This window comes from Neisseria sp. P0021.S006 (assembly GCF_051956895.1).
Genome location: NZ_JBQCWZ010000480.1, coordinates 1 through 1,027, shown reverse-complemented (window position 1 = coordinate 1,027; position 1,027 = coordinate 1). Strand labels below are relative to the sequence as shown.

General features: G+C 57.3%; 1 protein-coding gene and 1 pseudogene. Both read left to right on the top strand.

Features of this window, described 5'->3' with window-relative positions:
- Positions 1-528: pseudogene (locus ACTHUM_RS15140) on the top strand (phosphogluconate dehydratase); the annotation flags it as partial.
- Positions 529-618: 90 nt separating this feature from the next.
- Positions 619-1,027 (top strand): bifunctional 4-hydroxy-2-oxoglutarate aldolase/2-dehydro-3-deoxy-phosphogluconate aldolase (gene eda, locus ACTHUM_RS15135; RefSeq protein ID WP_440403307.1); only part of this gene is annotated, 409 nt, incomplete at its 3' end.

Below are 1,027 nucleotides of genomic sequence, written 5' to 3'. Positions count from 1 at the left end.
ATTAAAGTATCTGCCGTGCGCGAAGGTTGCCGCATCATTAAAGCGCCCGCCATCGTATTCAACGACCAACGCGAAGTGTTGGCTGCGTTTGAACGCGGCGAGTTGGAACGCGATTTCGTCTGCGTTGTCCGCTACCAAGGCCCGCGTGCCAACGGTATGCCCGAATTGCACAAACTGACCCCGCCTTTGGGCATCCTGCAAGACCGCGGTTTTAAAGTGGCGCTGCTGACTGACGGCCGTATGTCCGGTGCATCCGGCAAAGTGCCTGCATCCATCCACATGACGCCTGAAGCCCTGATGGGCGGCAATATCGCCAAAATCCGTACCGGCGACCTGATCCGCTTCGACTCCGTTACCGGCGAACTCAACGTCCTGATTAACGAAGCCGAATGGAATGCCCGCGAAGTCGAACGCATCGATTTGAGCGCTAACCAACAAGGTTGCGGCCGCGAACTTTTCGCCAACTTCCGCAGCATGACCAGTAGCGCAGAAACCGGTGCTATGAGCTTCGGCGGCGAATTTGCCTAAACCATTTTCAGACGGCCTTTTAAAACAATCAGGCCGTCTGAAACCATGTTAACAACCCTATTACGATACAGTCCCCAACGGAGACCTAAAATGTCCAAACTGACCCCTCGTGAAATTCTGACAGCCGGCGCAGTTGTGCCTGTGATGGCGATTGACGACTTGAGCACCGCCGTCGATTTGTCCCACGCCCTTGTCGAAGGCGGCATCCCCACCCTCGAAATCACCCTGCGCACCCCCGTCGGCCTCGACGCCATCCGCCTGATTGCCAAAGAAGTGCCTAACGCCATCGTCGGCGCGGGTACGGTAACCAATCCCGAACAGCTCAAAGCCGTCGAAGACGCAGGCGCAGTTTTCGCCATCAGCCCTGGTTTGCACGAATCCCTCGCCAAAGCCAGCCACAACAGCGGCATCCCCCTGATTCCCGGCGTTGCCACTCCGGGCGAAGTCCAACTGGCTTTGGAACACGGTATCGACACCCTCAAACTCTTCCCTGCCGAAG